2 protein-coding genes are annotated in these 1866 nt (G+C 31.4%); both read left to right on the forward strand.

Going from position 1 to position 1866, the window contains the following annotated elements; all coding sequences use genetic code 11:
* The first annotated feature begins 304 nt into the window (after positions 1-304).
* A complete protein-coding gene (locus ACI3VO_RS00845) occupies positions 305-1429 on the forward strand; it encodes an ATP-binding protein (RefSeq protein WP_439756081.1) in 1125 nt (374 codons plus the stop codon).
* A gap of 167 nt (positions 1430-1596) precedes the next feature.
* Positions 1597-1866 (forward strand): hypothetical protein (locus ACI3VO_RS00850; RefSeq protein ID WP_439756082.1); only part of this gene is annotated, 270 nt, incomplete at its 3' end.

The raw sequence follows: 1866 nt of genomic DNA on the forward strand, positions 1-1866 counted from the left end.
CTATATAAAGATTTTATACATATTATTGTAGGTTTTATACTTTTAATTATTTGTATAGGATTAGTAATTAATATAAATAGAAGGAGGAAGTATGATAGTAATATAGATGAAATACAGCTGGTATATTCCATTATAGCTAGTAGTGTGACTTTTATGGCGTCTATATTAACTATATTAACATAATAATGACTGGATTGTAGTTAACACCTCTAAAATGGAGAAAATTTCCTCATAAAAATAAGAAATTGTCTGCTTTAAAATCTAATAATGAGTTTACTATTAAAGTATTTACTAAATTATTCATATGAATACCCCAAACATTGTTTGGCTTAAGAACGGACGAATACTTAAGCAAGTAGAAGACACAGTCATTACTATCGAATCTCTAGACAAGAAAATCTACATGATGGGAATCGACGAAATGACTCACGAAATTTATCTCGAAGAATTTGCAGATAATTTTCATTTTGATTTTAAAGTTTATGGAGTTGAATCTAGGCTTATAAACCATATTATGAAGACCTATGAAAATACCTCTTCAAACCTTGGAATATTGTTTAATGGTGTTAAAGGTACAGGTAAGACGATTACAGCTAAAATCTTGGCTAACAAAATGAATCTTCCTGTGATACTTATTAACAGCCCGTACTCTGGATTAGCTGATTTTATAGCTAAAATAAATTGTCCCTGCATTCTCTTCTTCGATGAATTCGAAAAGAACTTTAATACTGAAAAGAAGCACGATTTGGATTTACTTTCTGTGATGGATGGAGTATATAACAGTCCCTACAGGAGAGTATTTCTTCTAACTACAAACAAGCTGTGGATTAATGAAAATCTTATTGGACGCCCTTCCAGAATTAGGTATCATAAGTCCTTTGGAAATCTGCAAGTAGAAATTATCAAGGAGTATCTTGACGACAATCTCCTATACAAGGAGTATGCAGATGACATCATTACCTTCATTGATAGCCTAGCTATTTCTACTATTGACATTCTTAAGTCTGTCGTGGAAGAGGTTAACATTCACGGATGCTCTGTAAATTCTTTCAAGAACTTCTTGAATGTTGAGCAAGCCAAACATTCTTACTTTATTAAATTTCACAGATTTAATGAAGAAGAGAAAGGTTCTCCTGAAGCTTTTGTTGAACTGTTGAATAAAGTAGGAACAAAAGAGAAAGATGACAATGGAAAGGAGTATACTCTAGATGAAGATGATCTTGACATCTATTCTAGAAGAATTAATACTCCTGTAGCTATAAACCTTATGCTGGTTGGAGAAGATCTAGGCGGATATGGTACTATTACTTCCCCAATTAATAAGGATGGTATCATCATGCTGGAATCAGAATATGGTTATGACATAGCTATTAAGGTTCTTAACTTAGAAAGCAAACCTTCTTTGTATAGAGGAGGATTGGTGTACTAAATATTGGGAGGGTTATCCTCCCTTTATGCTCTGATGGCGGAATAGGTAGACGCAACAGACTTTAAGGTAGACAAAACTCTCATTTTCTAATTTTGTCTACCAATAATTTGGAAGTATAATTTTTATATATTATATTCGTAAATAGTAAAATAACAAATTAATATATCATGAAAAAAGTAAATTATACTAAGGAATTATTGGAAGAGAAAGTTAAAGATTGTTATTCTTTCGCAGAATTATGTAGAAGACTAGGATTGAAGCCAGAAGGTTCTAATCCAAAAACAGTTAGAAAGAAAATGGATGAGTTTGGAGTAGATTATTCTCATTTTACTGGACAAAGATGGAATACAAATTCTAATAATCCAGTATATAGGGATAAATATGCTTCAAAACTATCAGAAGATAAAACCCTAAAATCTGCAAATATTAGAACAAAA

It is taken from the genome of Intestinibacter sp., from assembly GCF_051866655.1.
In the GTDB taxonomy this organism is placed as follows: domain Bacteria; phylum Bacillota; class Clostridia; order Peptostreptococcales; family Peptostreptococcaceae; genus Intestinibacter.

Excerpts from the sequence above, each read along its gene's own strand:
- ACI3VO_RS00845 (WP_439756081.1), top strand. The coding sequence starts at position 305 with ATGAATACCCCAAACATTGTTTGGCTTAAGAACGGACGAATACTTAAG.